General features: G+C 48.5%; 19 protein-coding genes, 1 tRNA gene and 1 riboswitch. Of the genes, 8 read left to right on the top strand and 12 right to left on the bottom strand.

Annotated elements, in window-relative coordinates:
* Window positions 1-18: 18 nt before the first annotated feature.
* Together bzaB and thiC are read right to left on the bottom strand one after the other, a co-directional pair.
* Window positions 19-1,296 carry a B12 lower ligand biosynthesis ThiC-like protein BzaB gene (gene bzaB / locus GH808_RS06600; protein WP_186841991.1) on the bottom strand — a complete coding sequence of 426 codons (1,278 nt, stop codon included), beginning with the start codon at window positions 1,294-1,296 and terminating at the stop codon, window positions 19-21.
* Window positions 1,297-1,298: 2 nt separating this feature from the next.
* Complete coding sequence (gene thiC, locus GH808_RS06595; protein ID WP_186841990.1) at window positions 1,299-2,600, bottom strand: phosphomethylpyrimidine synthase ThiC; 1,302 nt, start codon at window positions 2,598-2,600, stop codon at window positions 1,299-1,301.
* A gap of 132 nt (window positions 2,601-2,732) precedes the next feature.
* A riboswitch (cobalamin riboswitch) is annotated at window positions 2,733-2,912 on the bottom strand.
* 92 nt (window positions 2,913-3,004) lie between these two features.
* On the opposite strand from thiC, the gene GH808_RS06590 reads away from it, so the two are divergent.
* The 3 genes from GH808_RS06590 (at window position 3,005) to GH808_RS06580 (ending at window position 8,452) form a co-directional block, all read left to right on the top strand.
* On the top strand, window positions 3,005-4,561 hold the full coding sequence (locus tag GH808_RS06590) for a PucR family transcriptional regulator (RefSeq protein WP_186841989.1): 1,557 nt from the start codon (window positions 3,005-3,007) through the stop codon (window positions 4,559-4,561).
* A gap of 623 nt (window positions 4,562-5,184) precedes the next feature.
* Window positions 5,185-6,357, top strand: coding sequence for an MFS transporter (locus GH808_RS06585; protein WP_186841988.1), 1,173 nt, complete (start codon window positions 5,185-5,187; stop codon window positions 6,355-6,357).
* A gap of 301 nt (window positions 6,358-6,658) precedes the next feature.
* Window positions 6,659-8,452, top strand: coding sequence for an ABC transporter ATP-binding protein (locus GH808_RS06580; RefSeq protein WP_186842058.1), 1,794 nt, complete (start codon window positions 6,659-6,661; stop codon window positions 8,450-8,452).
* On the opposite strand, the gene larE is transcribed toward GH808_RS06580, so the two are convergent.
* Window positions 8,449-9,264 (bottom strand): ATP-dependent sacrificial sulfur transferase LarE, encoded by an 816-nt coding sequence (gene larE, locus GH808_RS06575; protein ID WP_186841987.1) that lies wholly within the window; start codon window positions 9,262-9,264, stop codon window positions 8,449-8,451. The genes GH808_RS06580 and larE overlap by 4 nt on opposite strands.
* A 144-nt stretch (window positions 9,265-9,408) precedes the next feature.
* On the opposite strand from larE, the gene GH808_RS06570 reads away from it, so the two are divergent.
* Window positions 9,409-10,143 carry a glycoside hydrolase family 25 protein gene (locus tag GH808_RS06570; protein WP_186841986.1) on the top strand — a complete coding sequence of 245 codons (735 nt, stop codon included), beginning with the start codon at window positions 9,409-9,411 and terminating at the stop codon, window positions 10,141-10,143.
* Window positions 10,144-10,381: 238 nt separating this feature from the next.
* Here the strand turns inward: GH808_RS06570 and GH808_RS06565 are convergent, their stop codons facing one another.
* Window positions 10,382-10,768 carry a desulfoferrodoxin family protein gene (locus tag GH808_RS06565; RefSeq protein ID WP_186841985.1) on the bottom strand — a complete coding sequence of 129 codons (387 nt, stop codon included), beginning with the start codon at window positions 10,766-10,768 and terminating at the stop codon, window positions 10,382-10,384.
* 187 nt (window positions 10,769-10,955) lie between these two features.
* On the opposite strand from GH808_RS06565, the gene GH808_RS06560 reads away from it, so the two are divergent.
* On the top strand, window positions 10,956-11,573 hold the full coding sequence (locus GH808_RS06560; RefSeq protein WP_186841984.1) for an NUDIX hydrolase: 618 nt from the start codon (window positions 10,956-10,958) through the stop codon (window positions 11,571-11,573).
* A gap of 115 nt (window positions 11,574-11,688) precedes the next feature.
* Here the strand turns inward: GH808_RS06560 and GH808_RS06555 are convergent, their stop codons facing one another.
* Window positions 11,689-12,396: a hypothetical protein gene (locus GH808_RS06555; RefSeq protein WP_186841983.1), complete on the bottom strand. Its 708-nt coding sequence runs from the start codon at window positions 12,394-12,396 to the stop codon at window positions 11,689-11,691.
* A gap of 324 nt (window positions 12,397-12,720) precedes the next feature.
* On the opposite strand from GH808_RS06555, the gene GH808_RS15805 reads away from it, so the two are divergent.
* Together GH808_RS15805 and GH808_RS06540 are read left to right on the top strand one after the other, a co-directional pair.
* Window positions 12,721-13,590 (top strand): DUF2238 domain-containing protein, encoded by an 870-nt coding sequence (locus GH808_RS15805; protein ID WP_243166136.1) that lies wholly within the window; start codon window positions 12,721-12,723, stop codon window positions 13,588-13,590.
* 79 nt (window positions 13,591-13,669) lie between these two features.
* Window positions 13,670-13,746, top strand: a tRNA-Arg gene (locus GH808_RS06540).
* A gap of 66 nt (window positions 13,747-13,812) precedes the next feature.
* Here the strand turns inward: GH808_RS06540 and GH808_RS06535 are convergent.
* Window positions 13,813-14,256, bottom strand: a complete 444-nt coding sequence (locus GH808_RS06535; protein ID WP_186841980.1) for an alpha/beta hydrolase family protein — start codon at window positions 14,254-14,256, stop codon at window positions 13,813-13,815.
* A 230-nt stretch (window positions 14,257-14,486) separates the two neighbouring features.
* Here GH808_RS06535 and GH808_RS06530 point away from each other — a divergent pair, with 230 nt between their 5' ends.
* Window positions 14,487-17,105 carry a methyl-accepting chemotaxis protein gene (locus tag GH808_RS06530; protein WP_186841979.1) on the top strand — a complete coding sequence of 873 codons (2,619 nt, stop codon included), beginning with the start codon at window positions 14,487-14,489 and terminating at the stop codon, window positions 17,103-17,105.
* Between the two features lie 138 nt (window positions 17,106-17,243).
* Here GH808_RS06530 and GH808_RS06525 read toward each other — a convergent pair whose 3' ends face one another.
* The 6 genes from GH808_RS06525 to GH808_RS06500 all read right to left on the bottom strand — a co-directional run bounded on the left by GH808_RS06525 (window position 17,244) and on the right by GH808_RS06500 (window position 22,860).
* Window positions 17,244-17,909 carry an L-fuculose-phosphate aldolase gene (locus GH808_RS06525; protein ID WP_186841978.1) on the bottom strand — a complete coding sequence of 222 codons (666 nt, stop codon included), beginning with the start codon at window positions 17,907-17,909 and terminating at the stop codon, window positions 17,244-17,246.
* 12 nt (window positions 17,910-17,921) lie between these two features.
* Window positions 17,922-19,073, bottom strand: a complete 1,152-nt coding sequence (gene larC / locus GH808_RS06520) for a nickel pincer cofactor biosynthesis protein LarC (protein ID WP_186841977.1) — start codon at window positions 19,071-19,073, stop codon at window positions 17,922-17,924.
* Between the two features lie 41 nt (window positions 19,074-19,114).
* A complete protein-coding gene (gene larB, locus GH808_RS06515; protein WP_186841976.1) occupies window positions 19,115-19,864 on the bottom strand; it encodes a nickel pincer cofactor biosynthesis protein LarB in 750 nt (249 codons plus the stop codon).
* 120 nt (window positions 19,865-19,984) lie between these two features.
* Complete coding sequence (locus tag GH808_RS06510) at window positions 19,985-21,841, bottom strand: non-ribosomal peptide synthetase (RefSeq protein ID WP_186841975.1); 1,857 nt, start codon at window positions 21,839-21,841, stop codon at window positions 19,985-19,987.
* 34 nt (window positions 21,842-21,875) lie between these two features.
* Window positions 21,876-22,619, bottom strand: coding sequence for an SDR family NAD(P)-dependent oxidoreductase (locus GH808_RS06505; protein WP_186841974.1), 744 nt, complete (start codon window positions 22,617-22,619; stop codon window positions 21,876-21,878).
* A gap of 4 nt (window positions 22,620-22,623) precedes the next feature.
* Window positions 22,624-22,860, bottom strand: coding sequence for a biotin/lipoyl-containing protein (locus GH808_RS06500; RefSeq protein ID WP_186841973.1), 237 nt, complete (start codon window positions 22,858-22,860; stop codon window positions 22,624-22,626).
* Between the last annotated feature and the right edge of the window lie 3 nt (window positions 22,861-22,863).

Here is a 22,863-nt window from a genome sequence, read left to right as displayed (position 1 = left end):
TTAGCAGTTAATGCGCTTTCAGGCAAGGCCGAAGAATTCGGCCGCCACGTCGGCGGGGCAGCGGGTGTCACGGCAGACGGCGCAGCCGTGAGACGGGCTTTTGGCAAAAGCGGCGGTCAGGTTGGCCTGATTGATGGCCAGACGGATCTGTTCCTCGTCGTTGCGCGCAACCCGGGCTTTCGCCATCGCCAGATCGCGATCCCAGGCGGTACCGTGTTTCAGAACATTGGCGGCCTGAGCGGCGATTTTGGTGGTCCGCACGCCGATGCGCACGTCCTCTTCAGTAGGCAGACCCAGATGCTCAGCCGGCGTCAGGTAGCAGAGGAAGTCAGCACCGTGCATGCCGGCAAAGGCGCCGCCGATAGCACCGGTAATATTATCGTAACCCGGAGCTACGTCCGTTGCCAAAAAGCCCAGAATATAGTAGGGGACATCGTAGCAGAGACGTTTCTGCAGTAGCATTGCGGAAGGAATGTGGTTCAGCGGCACATGTCCGGGACCTTCAACCATGACCTGAACGCCGGCTTCCAGCGCCCGTTTGGTCAGTTCGCCGGCCACCATCAGCCCGCGCAGATGGGACTGGTCCAGCGAGTCTGCATTGGCTCCCGGCCGGATAGCATCGCCGATGCTCAGCACCGTGTCGGTGGCTTTGAGAATTTTCAGCAGGCGGTCAAACTCTGCGTAAAGTGGATTTTCCTTGTCATTGTGAAACATCCAGCCGGTCATCAGCGAACCGCCGCGGCTGACGATGTCAGCCGTCCGGCCGGTCTTCTTCAGGATCTTCAGCAGATCCATGTTCAAGGCACTGTGAACGGCCATGAAATCCATGCCTTCCTCACATTGCTGTTCGATGACGGAAAAAAGATCATCCGAAGTCATGTTGACCATCAGGCCTCTTTTTTCAACGGCTTCCACACTGGCCTGATAGACCGGCACGCAGCCCACGGCGATGTTTGACATCGTCAGGCTGAGCTTCCGCATTTCATTGATATGGTCGCCCATGCTCAAATCCATAAAGGCACTGGCGCCTTCCTCTTCCATCGCCTGAATTTTTCTAACTTCCATTTCCATGTCGTCACGGTCGCTGGAGGTTCCCATCAGGCCGTTGATTTTGATGTCCAGTCCGCCGCCGATGCCGCATATTTTTGAACGGTTCCGGTTCTTGTTCTTCGGAATAACAATCCGGCCGGCGGCAACGCCATCCCGCACGAATTCCGGAGTCACACCTTCCTGTAGGGCGACCATTTCCATTTCTTCGGTTATTTTCCCAGCCCGGGCTTTGATCATCTGTGTCATTATTAGTTCCTCGCTTCCTGATTTTCGTTTCTCAAGTATTTGCCAATCACTTTCATCGCGCAAAAGTCGCCGCACATGGTGCATTCAGAAGAAAAATCGGTACTGCGTTCCTTCCAGGTTCTTGTCGCGGTTTCCGGGTCGATGGCCAGTTCCATCTGTCGGTTCCAGTTGAGTTCCCGACGCGCCACGGACATGTCATGATCCCAGGCAACGGCAGCGGGATGGCCTTTACCGACATCGCCGGCGTGCGCCGCAATGCGGCTGGCCATGACGCCCATGTAGACATCATCGACGCTGGGCATGCCGATATGTTCGGCTGGGGTGACGTAACAGAGAAAATCAGCGCCGTAGTAGGAAGCGATGGCGCCACCGATGGCACCGGTGACATGGTCCATGCCGACGCCGGTATCGGTGGGCAGGCATCCGAACACAAAGTAGGGAGCACCGCCGCAGAGGCGTTTCTGCAGTTTGACAGTGGTCTGGATCTGATCCAGCGGCACATGTCCGGGTCCCTTGACCATGACCTGAACGCCGGCTGCCCGGGCTCTTTTGACGAGTCCACCGAGAATGACCAGCTCCTGAACCTGAGCGCCGTCCAGTGAATCGGCAATGCAGCCGGGGCGCATGCCGTCAGCGAAACTCAGGACCACGTCGTATTTATGGCAGATGTCAAGCACCCGGTCGTATTGGGTGAAGAACGGGTTTTCGCAGTGATTGTGAACCATCCAACCGATCAGATGGGAGCCGCCATAGCTGACGAGCGGATCGATTCGGCCTTCCTCTTTGGCCCGGTTGATCACATCCATCGTGGTGCCGCAGTGCAGCGCCAGAAAACTCACTCCTTCAGCGGCTTGCTTCTCCATGACCTCAAACATATCGTCGGCCGTCATATCCAGCGCGGTGCCGTATTTTTCCTGGGCAACAGCCAGCGTCTGGTAAAGCGGCAGGGTACCCACCGGGCGGTCAACGGTTGACAGCACTTGCTCACGCATGGCATCGATGGGACCCCGGACGCTCAAATCCATCAGCGTATCGGCATGGGCTTTGACAGCGGCCGCGATCTTTTTCATTTCACCATCAATGGTGTCCGCATCTTCATACATCCCGACGCTGGCAGATACCTTGGTGAAAAGGCCTTTTCCGACGGCGACCGGACTGATGTTTTTCCGGGTGCTTTTTAAAATAACGATTTCACCGGATGCTACACCCTGGCGAATGATTTCAGGTTCAATTCCTTCTTTTTCGGCCGTGAAAATCATTTCCCCTGTGATTTCACCGGCTCTGGCTTTTTCTAGAATGGTCATTATTTTCCTCCTGGTTTGAAAATTTTGTTTTTGTGTCAATAAAGAAAGATAAGCGTTTGACCCTTTACCATCGGGAAAATAAAAAAGTCCATCGTCATTAAACTAATAATAACGATGAACTTTACCTTCATTCATGCAAACCGTACATAGGCAGGTCTCCTGACTTGGGAATCAACACAGGCCACACCTTCCCATTATAAAACAGTGGTTGTCGTAGTCTACTCCGCCCTTACAGTGATGGGTTCGTTCAGGATTTTCACCTGATTCCCTATTCTCCTTGAATTCAAGGCACCATATGTTCGCTTCTTTTATTCACTTGTTTTTAATTATACACGTAAAAACGGAATGCGCAAGAAAAAAATGAAAAATGTGGTATAATGTTGCTTATCAAGGAGGTGATGACGATGAAAATCAGCATCAATATTATCGAAAAAGTTATGCGAAATCATGTTGTCCTAAAAAACATCCGTGACGATGCGGATATGACGATTGATACGTATGAAGTCTATGATCCCAATCATGCGGCATTTAAGGAAAACTGTCTGTATCTGTTGCGGCCGGAAGGGCTGACAGATTCGGAAGGGTTTCCGGATGGACTGAATCTGGTCTGCTCGGGAAAACCGGATGGATTTGATATCGAAAAATACCAGCATATCAATCTCCTGATCATCGAAGGGATTACGCCGGAAAAAAACATGAATCTGATCATCAGTATTTTTCATCGCTACAATTCCTTTGACGAGCGGCTGAATTCACTGATTCTCGAAAATGCCCCGCTGCAGGAAATCATCGATCTGGCGACACAAATGGTGGAAATGCCAATCAATATTCTGGATTTGAATCACAAGGTTCTGGCCATCAGTTCAGAAATGGACGCGCCGGATGATCCAATCTGGAAATCACTGAAATTGGGCTATATGAGTGAATATTACGAGAATATTCTGAACACTTCACCGACGATGGGCGATATCATCAGGGCGAAGGGAAATTCGATCGAGATTACGTCGAGTATCAGCGGACATCACGTCCAGATCTCGCTGCTGAGAAGCGGCGGCCGCCCGATTGCCTATTTCGGGATGCATAAATTCTATGAAACGCAGAAACCCTTCGAAAAGCATACACTTCAGCTCTACGAGTACCTTTTCAGAAAAATCAACCGGAATGCGGGTCAGTATTTTGCGATAAAAGCCGACCGGGGTTTGTTATATGAGGAGTTCTTGCACAATCTGTTCGATCAGAAATTCAAAGATTCAGATGAAATCGATGTGTTCTTGCTGAAGCTTGGTTTCAATCCCGGGGTCAGCTATCAGATGGGTCTGATTTCATTCCGGGACAGTGACGTCAAGGCGGATTTGTATTTTACGATGATGGATTTCCTGGAAAAACTGATACCGGATTCAAAATGCATTGCAATGGATCTGTTTATTTATATCATCATTCCGATTGACGGGAACGAGTATCTGTCCGATGAGAACCAGAAAATCCTGGCGGAATTTCTCGGTATTCATCATTGCCTGTGCGTATTGAGTCCTCCTTTTGAATCGTTCCTGAACCTGCATAAGTTCAAGCCGATGTTTGCGGCGGTTCTCGGTTTTATCAAAAACCAGGGCAGAGGGGATCGGCTCTATCATTTTTATGAATTTGCCGATCTCTACAGTATGAAGCTTCTCGCCGATGAGATGCCCGGAAAACGGATGGTGCATCCGATGATTCAGAAGCTGATTGATTACGATGCAGAGCATCATTCGGATTATCTTGAAACACTGAAAGTGTATCTCAGAAATGAAAGCAGCATTTCAGTGACTGCCAGCTTGTTGCACATGCACAGAAATTCGTTGCAGTATCGGATCAACCGCATCGAACAGCTGCTGGAAAGAAATTTTGACGACTGGCAACTCAGAGAACAGCTGCTGTTCCAGCTGACGTATCTGGAATATCAGGCGGTGTTTTCAGAAAAATAAGTTGCTGAAAAATGACCTTTAAGTAACAATTGTCGGTACTGTTGTCGATATTCGCAGGACTTGATGGATCAGCTGGTTCATCAGGTCTTTTTTTATGGACTTTTTCTCGCGCGTTGCGTGTTAGTTGCATTTAAAAACAAATGGATGTTTTTGGAAAAATAGATGGAAAACATAGATCAGTATGATTTTTTGAAGTCGACAGAGAGAAGCCGCTGTTTATTTTGTTAATTATTTACGAATATAATAAATGACTGATAAACGGCATTATAAAGACGTTTGAATAAAACTACCAGTGGCGCTGCGATCGGATCTTTGTGTGTTTTGAACAATCTTCCCCGTTGGTTTTGTGCAATTCTACATTGCCATATTTTCAGAAAAGCCTTAAGATATACAAAACAACAAAAACTGTACGCATATAAATTTGCATCGTTTTGATTAAAAAAAATCCCAGTCATCAAATAACATTGAAGCAAGAGAAATTATTATGAATTTATTAATGGGATAAAATGAAAACGATTGCCAGATGCGACAGCGGCGAGAAAGGATGTGTTACTAAAAAAATCAGCTCGAAGCACACGGCACTTTTGCAAATATCGAAATCGTTTAAAAATTAGGAGGAAAAGATGAAAAATAATAAGTTTCTGAAAATTGCGGTTCTTTCCGTTTTCTTTGTGCAGATGGGCGTGGGGACCATTACACCGGCCCTCGCCAACATCGCTGCGGCGTTCCCGGATATACCATTTACAACCCTGCTGCTGGTATCAACCCTGGCAGTCCTGATGTCCGTGCCGGCAACCCTGATTTCCGGCCGACTGGCAGGTTCTGTTGTTAGCTATAAGACCCTGTTGATCGTTGGTATGATCCTCTTCCTGGGTGGTGGCGTGGCCCCTTATTTCATGGCTACCTCATCCTTCACAGCCATTCTGATCGTTCGTGCCATCTTTGGTATCGGCCTGGGAATTACCGTGCCGCTTGGCGCTGCTCTAATTATCGCCTTCTTTGACGGCGAAGAACGCGCTCAGATGATGGGTTTGAGCAACGTTATTGCCAACGTTGGCGGGATTCTGTTCCAATTGCTCGGTGGCTTTGCCGCGACCGCATCCTGGGAATTGGCCTTCCTCGTTCATGGTCTTGGTATCATCACACTGATCTTTGTGCTGTTTTTGCCAGAACCAGCCAAAGTACCGGTTCAGGCCGCTGGTGAAGCCAAACCAAAAATGCCGGCTTCGGTATACGGCTTTGCCGCTGCAATTTTCTTTATTATGGCTTTGATCTATCCGATGCTGGTTAATATGTCTTCAATTATCGCAGGATCTGGTATGGGCGGCGCCGGCGACGCAGCTCTGGTTCTGACCATGTTTACTGTCGGCGGGATGCTGGGCGGATTTATTTTTGCCAAAGTATTCGGCATCTTCAAGAAAAATTCGCTGACGCTGGGCCTTGCGATGCTGACACTTGCTATGGCCAGCATTGGTTTTGGTAATTCCATCGCATTCATGTACATCGGAACTACGGTTGCCGGAATTGGTTTCAGCTTCATCATGCCGACGGTCTTCATGGATCTGGGTACTGCTGTTCATCCCAGTCAGATGCCAACCGCTTCCGGAATCATCATGGCCTGCCTGAACATCGGCGGATTCTGCTCGGCCTATATGTTTGCTTTCATCGCCGGAATTGCGGGGATGACAGAAAGCATCAAATTCCCGTTCTATGTGTCAATGAGCGTTTTCGCAGTCGCTACCATCGCTTACCTGTTGATCAAACCAAAAGAAGCAGTAGCACCACAGCCTGAGTAATCAAGGTTGTCTTAAACCCCGTACCGACCAATTGTTATAGTAAAGACCTTCATCGGAGAATATTCGATGGAGGTTTTTTGTATGCGCAAAAACTGTGGTATAATTGATAACAGGAAGCTGTAACGAAATTGCAAACTGAAGTAATTTCAAGACATCAACGTAAGTTGTTTCGCTGCCGGTTTCCGCAACCAATTTGGTAACGTGTAGGCGAACAGTCGATAGACTGTCCGCCGTACAGTGTACAAATTGGTTCGCGCAAACCGGCAGCGAAACTCACCGCACTGTTTCACAGCTGAAAATGATGAAAGGAAACGAAAATTTGGAAAAAGAACACAAAAACACATACCTGTTAAAACGCTTTTTACCCTACTACCGAAAATACCGATGGATTCTGGTGCTGGATCTTTTCTGCGCCATGCTGACGACGGTCTGCGACCTGGTGCTGCCGCTGATTGTCCGGTATCTCACCAATATGGGAATGACTGATATCGAAGGGTTGACCGTCAAAATCATCCTGTCACTTGGTTTGTTCTATTTGCTCCTGCTGGCCATGGATGCGGCCGCCAATTATTTTACGGCGTACATCGGTCATTTGATGGGAACAAAAATTGAAACCGACATGCGGCGGGATCTTTTCTGTCATCTTCAGAAACTCTCCTATTCCTTTTACAGCAATACGAAAATCGGGCAGCTGATTTCACGCATCACTACCGATCTTTTCGATATCACTGAATTTGCGCATCACTGCCCCGAAGAATTCTTCATCGCAGCACTCAAGATCACGGTTTCTTTTGTGATTCTGGGAAATATCAATATCTGGCTGACGCTGATTATTTTCATCGGATTTCCGCTGATGCTGATTTCAACGGGCTATTTCAGGAAAAAAATGCGGGAAGCCTTTAAGCGCGCCCGAGTGCAGACCGGGGAAATCAATGCCCAGGTTGAAGACAATCTGCTGGGGATTCGGGTGGTAAAATCCTTTGCCAACGAAGAAATGGAAGAAGAAAAGTTCGACATCGGTAATCGGCTGTTTCTGGCGATCAAGAAGCAGTCCTACCGCTACATGGCCGGATTCCAGGCGACCACCCGGGTGTTCGACGGATTCATGCTGATCATGGTGGTGGTGTGCGGATCGCTGTTTATGATCAACGGCGCGATCAATGCCGGCGACCTGATGGCCTATCTGCTTTATGTCACGACGCTGCTGGCATCGATCCGGCGGATTGTCGAATTTGCCGAACAGTTTCAGAAGGGGATGACGGGAATCGAACGGTTTATTGAAGTCATGGATGAACCGGCTGAAGTCTACGAAGCCGAAAATGCACAAGAATTGAAGCAGGTGGTTGGGGATATTTCCTTTGAAAAGGTGAGCTTTCAGTATTCGGACGGTACCGATGAGGTCCTTTCCGACATCGATCTCAATGTGACCCACGGTCAGAATATCGCCATCGTCGGCCCGTCGGGGAGCGGAAAGAGCACCCTCTGCCATCTGATTCCGCGGTTTTACGATGTGACCTCCGGGCGCATCTGCATCGACGGTCAGGACATCAAGGATCTGACCCTGCATTCGCTGCGGTCCCGGATTGGGATCGTCCAGCAGGACGTTTATCTGTTTTCCGGCACGATCCGTGAAAACATCGCCTACGGCCGGCCGGATGCTCCCCTCGAGCAGGTCGAGCTCGCCGCCAGACAGGCGGGTGCCCATGATTTTATCATGAAGCTGCCGCAGCAGTACGACACCTACGTGGGCGAACGCGGCGTCAAGCTGTCCGGTGGGCAGAAGCAGCGCATCAGCATCGCCCGGGTTTTTCTGAAGAATCCGCCGATCCTGATTCTCGATGAAGCCACCTCGGCGCTGGATAATGAAAGTGAACGCATCGTTCAGGAATCACTGCGGGAGCTGACCAAAGGCCGAACCACCTTCACGATTGCCCATCGGCTGACCACCATCCGCAATGCTGACATCATTCTGGTTCTGACCGAAGAAGGCATTGTGGAGCAGGGACCGCACGAGACGCTGATCAGAAAAGAAGGCGTTTATTATGACCTCTACCAGATGTACCGGGATCTCGATGGCGTAAACGGGGAATTCTAACTGTTCATATTGCCGCAGCCGTAGCCGGCCAGATCCAGGGTGACGGTTCGGATGCCGAGGTCTTTCAGGGTGGCTACCAGAACTAGACGGTTTTCGATGATGGTTTCGAAATCCGCAGGATCGCATTCGATTTTGGCGGTGTCGCCGATCAGCCGCAGACGGTACTGGTGGAGTCCGATTGATTTCAGATAATCTTCGCCGGCTTCCACCGCTTTGAGCGCTTCGGGCGTAATCCGGGTATTGGTCGGAATGCGGGTCGCCAGGCAGGCCATGGCCGGTTTGGTGGCGGTGGGCAGACCATAATAAGCCGATAGATCGCGGATGTCCTGCTTGGTCAGGCCGGCGGCTTTCAACGGACTCATGACGTTTAACTCACCCAAGGCTTTGATTCCGGGCCGGTAATCCTTCATGTCATCAAGATTTGATCCGTCGAGAATGACGCGGTATCCATTTTCGATGGCAGCGTTTTTGATCTGGGTGAAAATGAATTTTTTGCAGTGATAGCAGCGGTCGGAAGAATTTCTGACGAAGTCATCCAGTGCGAAAACATCGGCTTCAATGACGAGGGGAGGTACGCCGATTTCTTTGGCAAGTGCTTGAGCCTCGGCAAATTCGGAGCCGGGAAGCATGGCGCCGTTGACGGTAATCGGCAGGACATTTTCACCGAGAACGTCAACCGCGACTTTCAGCAGCAGCGTGCTGTCCACACCGCCGGAAAAGGCGATGCTGACCTTTGAGAAATCTTTCAGAGAAACTTTCAGCTGGTCGAGTTTGGCGTTTAGTTCAGGGGATAAGATTGTTTGATTAGCCATGGAAATCTCCTTTTATAGAATGACGGCTTTGACTAAATCGCTTAGTCCGCCGTCTTTCGTTATATTATAACTCCTTAAATGGGTTTCCTGCCACTTATTATTTTGGTATAATGATTTTTAGAATGAATGAAAGGGAGGAAGAGCATGGTCAATAAAAAATGGATCCCTCTGGCTGCAGGCATCGGAATACTGGTTCTGATCGTTGCCGTCATTTATGGATGCACGAATATGTATAACAATACGCAAAGCGAAGAGCGCTACGTGAGGGGGGTGGATTTGTCAGCCTACCAGGGTGAAATTGACTGGCAGACACTCGCCGAACAGAATATAGATTTTGCCTATATCAAGGCAACGGAAGGCCATGATTATGTGGACAGTCAGTTTAAAACCAACTGGGAAAAAAGTCAGGATACCGATATCAAAGTCGGAGCCTATCATTTCCTCAATTATGATACCACCGGGAAATCGCAGGCTGAGAATTTCATCGCCAATGTACCGGTCTCCAAGGATAATCTGCCGCCGGTACTCGATCTGGAATTGTATGGTCAGTATGAGGAGAACGCCCTTCCGAAAGAACAGGTCAAGGTGATCCTGGATGAGTTCCTGAAAACAATCGAAGAGCATTACGGTGTTAAACCGATCATTTATACATCCCAGCGCGTTTTCAATATGTATATCGGAACGGATTACAAGGACTACAAAGTATGGATCGTCGATCTGGACAACAGCTGGCCGGAAAAACTGCCCAATGGCACCGAGTTCACGTTCTGGCAGTATACCCAGCGGGGCATTTTAGATGGCTATAACGGAAATGAAACCTTCATTGATATGGACCTCTACAAAGGTACCTACGATGAATTCCTGAAAGAATTTTTTTAAATCTGGAAATGATCAGACAATAAAAGAAGCTGCCAGCAGAGGCAGCTTGAGACTACAGACAAAGTACTAACGTAGTACCGACAATTGTTACATCGTGTTGTCTGCATCAAGGCGAACAGGCGATAGCCTGTACGAATTGCAAGCAGACAACTGATTAACAATTGGTCGGTACGGGGTTTGTCGACAATCTGAAGCTGCCTGAAAAGGCAGCTTCTTTAAAAGTTGAAGAGAATTTAAATTATAGACTTGCTTTCCATAAACCGTGAAGGTTACAATAAGCATAAGCAGCAACGGCTTTATCGCCAGGAGTCAGCGCGAATTCCATATGCGGTGCGCCATCAACGGCCAGGCATTTTCGCTGTCCGCCCTGTTCGGTTTCAAGATAAACCCAGGCAATGTGATGTTCCGGTGTCATCGGATGCGGAACGCTTCCGATATCGATAGTGACTTTGTTTCCGTCAACTGCGATGACAGGAACATGTTTTTCCTGTGCAGCATCCGTCGTGTTGGGAACAACTTCAGTCATGGGATCGCCGCAGCAAATCATTTGAACACCAGATGCATGGATCATACCGACAAAATTACCACAATGTTTACAGACATAAAACTTAGGTTCTTTACACATAATAGACCTCCTGAGTCATAATTGATATTTTATGTATTATTCCCCAAAAATCAGGAATTAAACATCAACAGATTAGATTAATTCTAATCTATATTATAGCATAATATTTCAAAAAGAGAAGACTCTTTTTGAAAGTTTTGAAAGTTTTGAAAGTTTGAAAGGAGAGAAGCGTAGCTTCGAGAAAAAAATGGAAAAACAATGGATCGTATGGGCAAGAGAGTTACAATCGATATCACAGTCGGGTTTAACATACTGCAAAAACGATTATGATTTAGATCGCTACCGGGAAATTGAGCGGTTATCACGGGAAATCATTGAGAAACACACCGAAGTCCCGAAAGAAGTGATTGAAACCTATTATCAGAATGAAGACGGCTATTTAACACCGAAGGTTGATGTCCGCGGTGGGGTCATCGTCGATAACAAGATTCTTCTGGTCAGAGAGAAAGTAGACGGGTGCTGGTCTCTGCCCGGCGGCTGGGCGGATGTGAACAGAACCCCCCAGGAAAATGTCATCAAGGAAGCCTTTGAAGAAGCCGGGGTGCTGGTCAAACCGACCCGGTTGGTGGGCTTGTTGGATCGCAGCAAATGGGTGGAGGATGCCTGCCCGTATACCATCTATAAAATACTGATGCTCTGCGATTTGCTCGAAGGCGAATTTAAAAACAACACGGAGACCGTTGAAAGCGGGTTTTTCTCGATGGACAGTCTGCCACCGCTGTCTCTGGGACGGACAACCGAAGAACAGCTGGCGCTTTTCTTCAAAGCGCATCAAAACCCGGCATTCTATCCGATCTACGACTGAAAACTGACCCTACTTCTAAATCAAATCAAGTAAATTGAAAGAAAAAATTAAGGCTGCCATCATCGTTTTCGAAACGACAATGTCAGCCTTGATTTTTTATCTGAATACAAGAGGATTAAACTTCAAAAGTGAACGGAATATTCTGACAGTTAATCGGTGTTGTGAGCAGTCGGGCGGCAGCCTTGGTGCCCTGGCTCTGAAGCATGGCCTCATTCGCCGCGTTAACCGGAAGCGAACCGGGAACGATGGTCCCATCTGTGTTGGCCGGGAAGAAATTGCCGTTCTTTCCGGCAAACGTTTCATAAACCCGGAAGACAGTTGTTCCGGTAACATCGGTGAAGGTATAGACACCGGTTTGTTCAGTTGGAGTATAAAAGGCGAAGGGCAAATCACCTTCATAATTCGCTGGTGTTCCCGTGCCGTAATTAACTTTATCGAGCGAGGAACTGCCGTTCTTCAGCGACAGGCTGACAGTCTGTCCGTCATAAACGTAATTGACATGATAAAAACCTTGTTCGATCAGGTGTATCTGGTCATTCAGAACGGATTCTTTTTTTCCGTAAGCGTAGTATTCAACTTCTCCCTGCGTGTTTGTAAAACCGAAAATGCCGAACTGGGCATTTGTTACAGCTTCGGGATTGTTGGGATCAGTATTGGTGATGTTCAGGATAGCGTCGAGATGGAGCCCATTTGGTATGGTTGCTTCTATCGGAACGGTCATCAGAGTGATATAGGTTTTGGTACCGTCATCTTTCGTGCAACCGGTAAAAAATAAAACAACAAAAGTGATAATTGTGATAACTAAAAGTGTTTTTTTTGACATGCTTATCTCCCGCTTTCTGTATGACTCTATTTTATAATAATTTTCACGGAATATCAATCACGCTTTGGTCACAATTATATCAAAGATTCAAACATTCCCCCGGGAATATGATGCTTTTCGTCTAAAATGAGTGCATTGTATGTAAACCGTGTAAGCAAACGGGCGGCGTCAGGATAAAAATTCGATTGGCATTCGGTGCGGTAGGACGGCGATCATGACAGCCGAAGCCCAGGTGTCGCGTGAATAATTAATTGTGATTGTAAACCAGTCATGATTAATGGTATAATTCCTGAAGCAAAATAAATAAAGTGAAAGAGATATGCCATGAAGAAAAAGGGGACTGACTACAAAAATTGGATTGAACAGTACTTCAGCGAATTCTGGGAAGAGGCGCGCGAAAACAAAATCAAAGCTTTTGTTTATATCGCCCTGAGAATTCTTGTGGTCGTCGTCCTCATTGCAGAGGTGTTCAATCACAATTACAACAATGTTTTTCTCTGTGTTCTGACTCTTTTGCTGTTTATGATCCCTTCAGTTTTGAATAAACGGCTGAACATTGTACTGCCGGGTACACTCGAGATCATCGTGCTGCTGTTTATTTTCGGCGCTGAAATCCTCGGAGAAATTAATGAGTATTACCTCATTTTTGACCGCTGGGATGATATGCTTCACACCATCAACGGATTTCTCTGTGCGGCCATTGGTTTTTCCCTGATCGATATTCTGAATCGGAATGAAAAAGTCACCTTTTCGCTTTCTCCCATTTTTGTGGCTTCGGTGGCATTCTGCTTTTCAATGACGGTCGGAGTGGTCTGGGAATTCTTCGAGTTTGGCATGGATATGCTGTTTCATACGGATATGCAAAAAGACACCATTCTTTCGTCCATCAGCTCGGTCATCTTAAATCCGACGGGAGCAAATGTGGCCGTCGTGCTTCCCATTCACGACATCATGGTGAACGGGGTCACCTGGAATTACGGAGGATACATCGATGTTGGTCTGCATGACACGATGAACGATCTGTTTGTCAACTTTATCGGAGCGGCGATTTTCTCGACCATCGGTTACTTCTATATCAGTAACCGCAGCAATGGGAATTTTGCGAAGCGGTTTATGCCGCGGCGCAAAACCGAACAAGAAATAGAAGAAGAGCGCGAACGCAGCGAAATGCAGCATCATTTAAAAAATAAATAAAAAGCTTTACAAATAAATTCTTGCTATGCTATAATATGTTTCGTGGCCAACGGAAGTATCCCTGGCCACGACTGAATATGCGCCCGTAGCTCAGCTGGATAGAGTGTTCGGCTACGAACCGAGAGGCCGTGGGTTCGAATCCCGCCGGGCGCACCATTTATCGTATAATAAAGCCATTCGCAGATCATCTGCGGATGGCTTTTTTAAAATTAAAAAAACATCCTATAACGCATCCAGAAAAACCGCGACCACCGCATTGAAAACCAGCGGGTTGTCCATATTGGAATTATGGCCGGCAAGGGGGATGATCTCGAGGGGATAGCCGGTTTTGGTTGCCCAGGCATAATTGTACTGGGGCACCTTGCCGAATTTGTCGTATTCTCCCAGAATCAGCAGCACCGGAAAGTCAAACGTCGCATCCCGGTTTTCTCTGAGAAAGCTGGCATAGCAAATGCCCATGATCCGGCAGAGCTCCGCCTTCCGATAAGATGCCAGCATGGCCATCATGTTGTCATAGCCCCTGCTGGTATGGGTGGCTCCTTTGGCAATGCCCGTCAGCAGTTTGTCATGGGGATAGCATCGGGCCATCCATTCCACCTGTCGCACCCAGAACCGGTCCGTCGGGGAATAATAGGAAAGACCAAAGGGGGAGGTGTCGACTCCCACAAAAGCCAGCTAAAAGGGTTCGTCAATGGAAGAATTCAGAGGATCACATTTTAAATGAATTTACATCCCCTTAATATAAACTTCCCAGACCGTTAACATACGGTGCTGATGGTCATGTTAGACTTTTAACAGCGATCAGGATAACCGGAGCATTTGGTGATCTTTATGGCTGTTGTTTTTTGTTTAATGGACTAACAGGAGCAATCAGCGTGAGATGGGGAGATAAGAAGATGAAATGGTTTTACAATTTAAAAACAGGAAAAAAACTGATTCTGGGATACTTGATGATTGGTGCAATCGCCGTCGGGATTGGAGTCATGGGATTAACCGGAATCAGGCAAATCAGCGAAAAAGATGTTTATCTTTATGAAAAAATGGCAAAACCACTGGGTGAACTGGTTTATATCGTGGACTCGTTTCAGAGCATACTTGGTGATTTGCAGGATTTGCAGGGGGCAGCAACATCGGAAGAAATTGATGCCATTGAGAAGGATATACTTAAATGTAATTCCAGATTCGACGCAAATCTCAAGACATTTCAGGCCACATTGACCTCACCGGAGGCCGTGAAAATTGCGGATGAAACTTATCTGATTAAAGACCGGTTTGATGCGATGGTCTCAGAGATGATTGTTTTGGCGCGTCAGGGGAACAATGCGGGGGCGGCGGCCATCGCCAAAAGCAGTGACTTTGAAACCGTCCACACCCAGATTGAAAGCAATTATCGGGAAATGATGGAGTTGAAGCTGAAGATTGTCAAAGATACGGCCAAAAGCAATGTGGCAATCGCTGAAAACGCGACGATCATGACCGTTGTTCTCGTGACCGCGGGTGTACTTCTTTCATTGATATTGGGTGTTTTTATTGCATCCACCATCACTAAACCCATTTCAAAAATCAGAGCGATGATCAAAGAAATGAGCATGGGGCATCTGGGGATGCGTCTGAATATGGACTGTCGGGATGAGGTGGGGGAAATGGCCGAAGTAATGGACCGTTTTGCCGATGATCTTCAACATATGGTGATTGAAACCATGCACCAGATTTCTGCGGGAGATGTGTCAGCTGATATTGAACCCAAAGACGAAGATGACGAGATTTCGCCGGCCCTTAAACAGACCATTGTAACGGTCCGAGGTCTTATTGCAGAGTCTGTTCTGATGTCCCAGGCGGCGGTTGAAGGGCGGCTTTCGTTTCGCGGAAACGCCGATGGCTTTCAGGGTGGCTTCAAGGAGATTCTCGAGGGTTTCAACACGACTCTGGATGCACTGATAACGCCGCTCAATGTGGCGGCGGACTGTGTCGGACAAATTGGCAATGGGGTAATTCCCCAAAGAATAACCGCCACCTATTACGGCGATTTTGATACCTTCAAAAACAGTATCAATGCCTGTATCGACGGGCTTGCCGCATTGGAGGAAGGCAACCGCGTGCTGGGTATGATGAACAGCAATGATTTTAGCCAACCGATCAAGGGCAGTTATCTGGGGATCTACGCAGAAATTGCAGAATCCATCAATGGCATACGGCGGCTGCTGCTCACGATTACTCGGATTGCCGGCAACATCCGGGAGGGAAATCTCAACGATTTGCCAAAGCTTCAGCTCGAGGGAAAACGAAGTGAAAATGACCGACTGATGCCCACCCTGGTCGCGATGATGGAGAATATTTTTATGCTGGTGGAGGAAACAGAAACCATGGCTCGAATTGCGGTGGAAGGAGATCTCAGTTACCGGGGAAACTGCAATAAGTTCAAAGGGGAGTACGCCCAGGTCATTGAAGGTTTCAATCAAACGCTGGATGCAGTCATTGAGCCGGTCAAAGAAGCTTCAACGGTCTTACAGCAACTGGCCCGGGGAAATCTACATACCATGGTTAAGGGAGAATACCGGGGAGATCACGCAAAAAATAAAAATGATCTCAACGAGACCATCATGTCTCTGGCAAGCTACGTCAGTGAAATTACCGGCACCCTTGAAGCAATGGGACGAGGAAATCTCAATCAGGAAATTGATTTTGAATTCAGAGGCAATTTTCTGCCTATTAAAAGCGCCCTGAATGATATCAATACCCGGTTGAGCAACACCCTTTCAGATATCGATGGGGTTTCTGCTCAGGTAGAAATGGGCGCCATTCAGATATCAGACAGCGGACAGGCCCTGGCCCAGGGCACAACTGAACAGGCGTGTTCCATTCAGGAACTGACAGCATCCATTGAAGAAGTGGCAGATGAAACCAGACAAAATGCCATCAGGGCGGATGAAGCAAATGGACGGGCAATTGCAGTCGGTAAAAATGCCAGAGTTGGTAACCTGCAAATGGCAGAAATGACGAGTGCCATGGTGGAAATCAATGAATCATCCAATGATATTTCAAAAATCATCAAGGTCATTGATGACATTGCTTTTCAGACGAATATTCTGGCGCTGAATGCCGCAGTGGAAGCGGCGCGAGCCGGAGAACATGGCAAAGGATTTGCGGTAGTGGCTCAGGAAGTGAGAAGTCTGGCAGCTAGAAGTGCCAAAGCGGTGAAAGAAACCACCGATCTTATTGAAGGCTCTATGAATAAGGTGGAAGCCGGAACCCGGATTGCGGATGACACGGCTGAAAGTCTGAGAGAAATCCTGGACGAGATCGAGAAAGTAGCGGGTCTGGTCGGAAATATTGCCAAAGCGTCCAACGATCAGGCCCTGCAGATCGAGCTGATCAATCAGGGCATTGAGCAGGTGTCCGTGGTGGTACAAACCAATTCCGCCACCGCCGAACAAAGTGCAGCCGCCAGTGAAGAACTCTCCGGACAGGCCCAGCTCCTTAAACAAATGGTTGAAGCCTTTGAAATCAAAGCATGATCTTTTTCAGAAAAATGCCAGCTGAACCGCAAAGACAATAAAGACCGCATTATTTTTGTGACAAAAAAACGGCTGGGAGAGTATTCACACTACTCTTTCCCAGCCGTTTTTTATTTAGTATTTTTGGGGACAGCCCATTCAGACCAGATCAGCCTTGGCCTTCTTCTGTCCGTAGGACTCATTGAAGATGTTGATCATTTTCGTCATTTCTTCTTCGCTGAGCAAAACCGGCGTGCCGATGGAGCGTGCCTTCACATAAACTTCGGCACAATGTTCAATTTCTTGGGCAATATTGAATGCGTTGAGAATATCATTCCCACCGGCCAACAGACCGTGATTGGCCATGAGAACGGCTTTGCGGTCTTTCATGGCGTCAAAGGCCGCTTCTGCCAGCGCGATGGTTCCGAAGGATGCGTAATCGGCGCAACGGACATCCAATCCGGCCAGGGCAATCAGGTAATTCGATGCCGGCAGGCCCTCTCGCAATGTTGCAAGAACTGTTGCATAGACCGAATGGGTGTGAACGATGGCATCAATGTCATCCCGCTCGGCGTAGAAAATCCGGTGCAATTCATGCTCACTGGATGGCTTTCTGCTGCCATCGACGATGTTGCCATCGAGGTCAAGCACAACCACATCCGCCGGTTCGGTTTCAAAATAGTCAATCCCGCTGGGGCTGATGGCCAGCAACTGCTGGCTTCTTTGATAGATGCTGATGTTTCCGCCGGTTCCTTTTGTCAAACCCGCCTGAATCAGCTTTTGGCAATAGCGTACCACGTCTTCCCGTTCTTTTTGTAGAATCATTTTGTTCCTCTTCTATTTGTATTTTTCAATCAGCTCGAGGACTTCCCATAAGGATTGGCCGGAACTCTGAGCCAATTTTTTCACATCCTCATATTCCGGGGTTTCTTTGTGAATACTGCCGTGTTCGGAAATTTTGATCGTCACATCGCCTAAGGGTGTGGTGATCGTCCGGAAATGGCGGTGCATGCAGGTCCGGACCACGGGGTATTTCCGGATCCCAAGCGTGGATGTTTCCCGGAGAATAATTTCTTCGATGACGGGCAGATCTTTTTCATTGCATAATACGGTGAGGTGGATGCCTGGACGGTTTTTCTTCATATAGACAGGGGTATAGAATGCATCCAGTGCGCCCTTCTGCAATAAAACTTCAAGAACATAACCGGCCATTTCCCCGGTCATATCGTCGACATTGGTTTCCACCACCATGGTTTCCTGTGACTCGTTCTTTCGGCCCTGAATAATCCGTAAGGCATTCAAAATGCCGAAATCTTTTCCACCAAATCCGTATCCGGTTTTTTCCGGAATAAAACTCGGCGTCGTGGGAGAGTAGGTTCCCAGTTCGGACAGAATGGCAACACCGGTTGGCGTTGCGGATTCACCGTCGATGCACTTGGAGTACATTTCGAAGTTGGAATTACACAGAATTTCGGCCGTTGCCGGAGCCGGAACGGGCAGGAGCCCATGAGCGCAGCGCACCCAGCCGCAGCCCACATTGATCTTTGAACCATAAACCAGATCCGGTTTCATCGCATGGTAGCAGATGGCCGCCCCGACAATATCAACGATCGAATCAAGCGCGCCGACTTCATGAAAATGGACCCGATCCACCGGCACGTTATGAACTGTAGCTTCCGCAACGGCGACGCGCATAAAAATTGCCAGTGCTGTTTCTTTCACCTCATCCGAAAGCGTTGAGTTTGCGATGATATTCCGGATATCTTCAAAATGCCGGTGATGGTGACCGTCCTCGCTTAGGATCACATGGCAGCGCGTGCCGGCGATCCCCTTTTTCATGGTCCTTTCCGCTTCAATGCTGAAGCCAGAAAGATTGAGCTTTTTCAGTTCCTTTTCTAAAAATACGGGGTCAATACCCAGGTCGATGAAAGCCCCCAATACCATATCGCCGCTGATGCCGGAAAAACAATCGAAATATAAAACCTTCATTGGTAAACTCTCCTTAATTGGGCCAGGCCCTGATGTAATTGTTACAGTTTGTTGATTTTTGAAGCCATGCAGGCGGCGCCGAAGCCATTGTCGATGTTGACGACGGCGATGCCGCTGGCGCAGGAAGTCAGCATCCCCAGCAAGGCGGAAATGCCGCCAAAGTTGGCACCGTAACCGATGCTGGTGGGAACGGCGATGATGGGTTTATCGCAAAGTCCGCCGACGACAGATGCCAGGGCCCCTTCCATGCCGGCGACGACAATAACAGTTTTGGCGTGGTTGATAATGGCAACATTGTCCAAAAGCCGATGGATACCAGCCACGCCGACATCGTAAAGGCGTTTGACCTGATTGCCCATGACCGTGGCAGTGACGGCCGTTTCTTCGGCCACGGGAATATCGGCGGTACCGGCAGTGACAACCAGAATGTAGTCATCCGTCGTTTTGTATTCCTCACGCTTGACGACAACAGAACGGGCTGCCTCATAATAGATCGCATCGGATGTGACTGATTTTATGGCTTCGAAAACATCCCGATCCGCTCGTGAAGCCAGGATATTACCTTTGGAGCGCTTCATCATATTTTCAACAATGCCCTTGATCTGATCCAGGGTTTTCCCCGGACTGTAAATCACTTCAGGATAGCCATTTCTCAGTTCACGATGGTGATCCACCTTGGCGTAGGAAAGGTCCTCATAGGGAAGCGTTTTTAGCAGTTCAAGTGCGGTGTTCACGTCGCATTCGTTGTTTTTAACATCTTCCAACAATTTTGTCAATTGATCAACATTCATAGTTTTCTCCATAACTGCTGTGTTTATTCAGCTCAATCGCAAGTTTCGCTGCCGGTTTGCGCAAACCGACATCAAAACAATATGTGTTCCTGCTATTAGCATTTAATACTACCTAAAATTCTACCGGACTGTCTGCAGATAATCAACCATTTCTTTCAGGGTCAGCCGATGGCGGATGATCTCGGGTTCAATGGCTTTGCCAAAGGCAGTTTCCAACTGGCAGACCAGATCAATCAGCCCCAGCGAATCGCCGCCGAGATCGAATACAAAATGGCTGTTGAGGGAAATCGCGGACAGTGGTATTTTTAATGTTTTCGCCCAGTATTCTGCCATTTCCTTGTAATCGCCGGTCAGTGTGGTGGCTGAGCAGTCCATCAAAGGAATGGCGTCATTCTGAAACGTCCCATTTTCCCAGGCAAGAGACAGGGAAAGTCGATCGGTTTTGCTGGAGGCCGTCTGCAAAATGGAATCAATCAGAACGCCCCACGAAATGGGAATATGCCAGGTATCAGCAATGGCTTGGCCGGCTGTGATCAGAATCTCCGGATCTTTGCTGTCGCTAAAGAGAATGAGGCAATTCTCATGATTCTCCCGGTCTTTTCCCTGAACCAGAATCAGGCTGATGCCTTCAGGTAAGACCTGCCGGCCGGTTTTTTCCAGATCGGAAACAAGATAGTTTTCACCGTTGACGATGATGATATCTTTGTATCGGCCGAAAACGGTCAGCCAGCCATTGCGGAAGAATCCGAGATCCCCGGTATTGAACCAGCCGTCTTGATCGACTGAAGCAATGCCATCATCGGTTTTTGTATAATAACCCTTCATAACATTGGTTCCCCGGATATGGATCAGACCGAGATATTCGGGATCAAGGACATTGCCGGAAAGATCCCGGATGACGACCTCATTACATTCATCCAATACGCCGACTGCGACCCGGCTGATGGTGTCGTCGTCGGGATCGCAGAAGAACAGTTTCTCCCCGACAGCGATCCCGCTGCCAAGAAAATGATTCACCCGGAATTCACAACCGTAAGGTGTATAGGCGACACCCATGGTGGTTTCGCTGAGGCCGTAAGCCGGCTTTAAGGTGTTCTTGGCCCAGCCCAGCGGCGCAGCCTGGGATTCAAAGGCAGAGAGGGACAGGGGATTGACATCTTCGCCACCGCAAAAACAGATATAAACAGCGGCGAGATCGATGGCCTTATCTGTTTTCAGACCGACTTTCAGCAGGTGTTCGATTCCGAAAAGCGCCGCTCCGGTAACCGTGGCGGAAAAATCGGAAAGCTTTTCCAGCCAGCGGTTCGGGTCGCGGACAAACTGGACGGGGCTCATCTGGTACTGCGAGAAATTATTGACGATGGGCACCAGATGATAGCCCACAAAACCAAAGCAGTGAGAAAGCGGAAGCCAGCTTAAATAGCGCTCAGACGTATTTTCCCGGACGATAATGCTGCTCGCAAGCCCGCCTTCATAGAGGTTTTTATAGGTGAGAACGGCACCTTTGGGAGCGGATGAAGTGCCGGAAGTGAATTGGATCATGCCCGGTTCGGCGTCTTCAACTGCAGTGATGCTACCGATTGGCGATTCGGACAAGGCCCGGTATATCAGCTGATCGTTCCCGGCAAGCGCCGCGAAGCCTTCCCGGTCACTGATGATGACGGGGGACGCCAGGGATTCCAGCACAAGCTCAAGGGCGGCTCTGGATTTTTCATCCTGGGCGGGTGGAAGAAGCACCGGAACCATGCCGCCGAGAATACCGGCCCAGAATGCGGTGATCTGGGCTTGAATGCTTTTTAATTGAAAGACGAGAATGGCGCCCTTGTTAAGGCCTCGGGACTGTAACCCACTCAGTATTTTCATGGCGTTTTCAAAAAGAGCGGCATAGGTTTCGGTTGATTCCCGACCGTTTGCCTCAAGATAGGTGATGGTTTCGCTGCTTTTTTTCAGCTGGATAAAAGCGTCTTGAATATTCATCGGCGTACTCCTCAGCATTTCTGTCAGATTTCTGTTAAATCATGGTGTAGCCGCCATCAACGGAAATGGTCTGACCGATAATATAGTCGCTGCCTGGTGAGCAGAGGAAGGAGATGATCCCGAACAGATCAGCTTCCGTTCCCAGTCGGCCAGCGGGCGTGTTTTTGGTGGCTTCGCTCAGCGCATACTGGGGGAAATTTGATTTGGCCATGTCGGTTTCAACAATCCCCGGGGCAATGGCATTGACCTGGATATTCAGTCGGGCCGCCTCGCGTGCCAGCGCCTTAGTGAAGGCGATGACGCCGCCTTTGGCGGCTGAATAATGGGTGAAGCCCAAGCCGCCGATGCGTCCGGCGACAGAAGCGATGTTGATGATCTTTCCGCGTTTCTGTTTTTCCAGGACTTTGTAAACGGCGTGGGTGGCAATGAATGTACCGTCAAGATCGATGGTCATGACTGAACGCCAGTCTTCAAAGGTCATCGCACTGAACGTTTTGACCGGGAAAACACCGGCATTGTTGATCAGAACATCAATTTTGCCGTATTTTTCCATCACGGTATCAACCATTCTTTTCACATCCGCTTCGGAGGATATGTCGCACTGGACGGCGATGGAGTCGGTGGGGAGTTTGTCAGCTGCCGCCTGCGCGGTTTCAAGGTACCGGCCGATCACAACAATATTGGCGCCTTCATTGCTGAGGTATTCGGCAATTGAATAGCCGATGCCCCGGGAGGAGCCCGTGATGATGATCACTTTATCTTGATGTGTTTTAGCCATGATCTTAACCTTCTATTTCGCCGATGATTTGACCGACCAGAATGCGGTCGCCTTCTGCGGCTAGAATTGCGGTGATTTTTCCATCGGCTGGAGCTTCCACATAGATGGAAATTTTATCGGTGGCGGCTTCGGCAATGTTGTCACCTTTTTTTACGGTATCGCCGACGGCAACCATCCACTGTCTTAAATTAATCTCTTCAGCGCCTTCAGCAAATTCAGGCATAATAATTTCATATTTCATTTT

The organism is Acetobacterium fimetarium (assembly GCF_014284475.1).
GTDB lineage: Bacteria > Bacillota > Clostridia > Eubacteriales > Eubacteriaceae > Acetobacterium > Acetobacterium fimetarium.
Note: the sequence above shows the minus strand (reverse complement) of the source record. Positions and strands in the feature narration are given on the sequence as shown.

Bases quoted from the DNA above. Each gene is read 5' to 3' on its own strand.
- GH808_RS06555 (WP_186841983.1), bottom strand. From the start codon at position 12,396: ATGTCAAAAAAAACACTTTTAGTTATCACAATTATCACTTTTGTTGTT.
- GH808_RS06530 (WP_186841979.1), top strand. From the start codon at position 14,487: ATGAAATGGTTTTACAATTTAAAAACAGGAAAAAAACTGATTCTGGGA.
- GH808_RS15805 (WP_243166136.1), top strand. From the start codon at position 12,721: ATGAAGAAAAAGGGGACTGACTACAAAAATTGGATTGAACAGTACTTC.
- larE (WP_186841987.1), bottom strand. From the start codon at position 9,264: ATGGCTAATCAAACAATCTTATCCCCTGAACTAAACGCCAAACTCGAC.
- thiC (WP_186841990.1), bottom strand. From the start codon at position 2,600: ATGACCATTCTAGAAAAAGCCAGAGCCGGTGAAATCACAGGGGAAATG.
- GH808_RS06590 (WP_186841989.1), top strand. From the start codon at position 3,005: ATGAAAATCAGCATCAATATTATCGAAAAAGTTATGCGAAATCATGTT.
- GH808_RS06565 (WP_186841985.1), bottom strand. From the start codon at position 10,768: ATGTGTAAAGAACCTAAGTTTTATGTCTGTAAACATTGTGGTAATTTT.
- GH808_RS06500 (WP_186841973.1), bottom strand. From the start codon at position 22,860: ATGAAATATGAAATTATTATGCCTGAATTTGCTGAAGGCGCTGAAGAG.
- larB (WP_186841976.1), bottom strand. From the start codon at position 19,864: ATGAATGTTGATCAATTGACAAAATTGTTGGAAGATGTTAAAAACAAC.
- larC (WP_186841977.1), bottom strand. From the start codon at position 19,073: ATGAAGGTTTTATATTTCGATTGTTTTTCCGGCATCAGCGGCGATATG.
- GH808_RS06570 (WP_186841986.1), top strand. From the start codon at position 9,409: ATGGTCAATAAAAAATGGATCCCTCTGGCTGCAGGCATCGGAATACTG.
- GH808_RS06580 (WP_186842058.1), top strand. From the start codon at position 6,659: ATGAAAGGAAACGAAAATTTGGAAAAAGAACACAAAAACACATACCTG.
- GH808_RS06560 (WP_186841984.1), top strand. From the start codon at position 10,956: ATGGAAAAACAATGGATCGTATGGGCAAGAGAGTTACAATCGATATCA.
- GH808_RS06525 (WP_186841978.1), bottom strand. From the start codon at position 17,909: ATGATTCTACAAAAAGAACGGGAAGACGTGGTACGCTATTGCCAAAAG.
- GH808_RS06505 (WP_186841974.1), bottom strand. From the start codon at position 22,619: ATGGCTAAAACACATCAAGATAAAGTGATCATCATCACGGGCTCCTCC.
- bzaB (WP_186841991.1), bottom strand. From the start codon at position 1,296: ATGACACAGATGATCAAAGCCCGGGCTGGGAAAATAACCGAAGAAATG.
- GH808_RS06585 (WP_186841988.1), top strand. From the start codon at position 5,185: ATGAAAAATAATAAGTTTCTGAAAATTGCGGTTCTTTCCGTTTTCTTT.
- GH808_RS06510 (WP_186841975.1), bottom strand. From the start codon at position 21,841: ATGAATATTCAAGACGCTTTTATCCAGCTGAAAAAAAGCAGCGAAACC.